Origin of the sequence: Streptomyces sp. NPDC007905 (genome assembly GCF_042959345.1) — a bacterium.
Taxonomy (GTDB): Bacteria; Actinomycetota; Actinomycetes; order Streptomycetales; family Streptomycetaceae; genus Streptomyces.
Window position 1 is genome coordinate 1 of the sequence record NZ_JBIBKS010000084.1, and the last position, 1,338, is coordinate 1,338.

Genomic DNA, 1,338 nt, shown 5'->3' on the forward strand with positions numbered 1-1,338 from the left:
GCCATGTGGCACTCGTCGCCGCCCGACCGGTAGTCGCCGAAGTAGTCGACCACGTCCTCCGGCCACTGGTTGGCCTCCGCCAGCAGCACCGTGTCCGGGTACTGGGCGTCGATCTCCTTGCGCACCCGCTTCAGGAACTCGTGGGTTGCCGGCAGGTTCTCGCAGTTGGTGCCCTCCTGCTGGTAGAGGTACGGCACCGCGTCGAGGCGGAATCCGTCGATGCCCAGGTCCAGCCAGAACTTCAGCGCGGAGATCATCTCCTCCTGCACGGCCGGGTTCTCGTAGTTCAGATCCGGCTGGTGCGAGAAGAAGCGGTGCCAGTAGTACTGCTTGCGTACGGGGTCGTACGTCCAGTTGGAGACCTCGGTGTCGACGAAGATGATCCGCGCGTCCTGGTACTGCTTGTCGTCGTCGGCCCAGACGTAGTAGTCCCCGTACGGACCCTCCGGATCCCGCCTCGACTCCTGGAACCACGGGTGCTGGTCGCTGGTGTGGTTCATGACGAAGTCGATGATCACGCGCATGCCGCGCTGGTGCGCGGCGTCCACGAACTCCACGAAGTCGGCCAGGTCACCGAATTCGGGGAGTACGGCGGTGTAGTCGGAGACGTCGTAACCGCCGTCACGCAGGGGTGACTTGAAGAACGGCGGCAGCCAGAGGCAGTCGACACCGAGCCACTGCAGGTAGTCGAGTTTGGCGGTCAGGCCCTTGAGGTCGCCGATGCCGTCGCCGTTGCTGTCCTGGAAGGAGCGGACGAGTACCTCGTAGAAGACGGCGCGTTTGAACCACTCGGGGTCCCGGTCCTTGGCGGGAGTGTCCTCGAAGGTGTCCGGGACGGGCTCGTTGACGATCATATTGTGGGTGACCCTCCGATCTGCGGGGTGGACGGTCGCAGAACCGAGAAGACATGCCCGGGCCTATGGCCCGGTTCGAGTCGCACATAGTTGGCCCTGCCCCAGTGATAGGTCTCGCCGGTGAGCTCGTCGCGCACCGGCACCGACTCGTGCCAGTTCAGGCCGAGTTGCGGCATGTCCAACGAGACCGTGGCCTCCTGGGTGTGGTGCGGGTCGAGGTTGGCGACGACCAGAACCGTGTTCGATCCGCTCCGCTTGCTGTACGCGATCACCTCGTCCTTGTCGACGTGATGGAAGTGGAGGTCGCGCAGCTGCCGCAGGGCCGGATTGCGGCGCCGGATGTCGTTGAGCCGGGTGATGAGGGGGGCGATGGTGCGGCCCTCGCGTGTGGCGGCTTCCCAGTCGCGGGGTTTGAGCTGGTACTTCTCCGAGTCGAGGTACTCCTCGCCGCCCTCCCGCAGCGGGGTGTTCTCGCACAGTTCGT

Annotated in this window: 1 protein-coding gene and 1 pseudogene; both read right to left on the reverse strand. The window is 65.1% G+C overall.

The window, feature by feature from the left end:
• On the reverse strand, positions 1 to 854 hold an 854-nt coding region (locus ACFZDC_RS42000; protein WP_391332376.1), incomplete at its 3' end, for an alpha-amylase family glycosyl hydrolase.
• Positions 851 to 1,338 (reverse strand): annotated as a pseudogene (locus ACFZDC_RS42005) (alpha-1,4-glucan--maltose-1-phosphate maltosyltransferase); the annotation flags it as partial. The pseudogene ACFZDC_RS42005 and the gene ACFZDC_RS42000, both read right to left, overlap by 4 nt.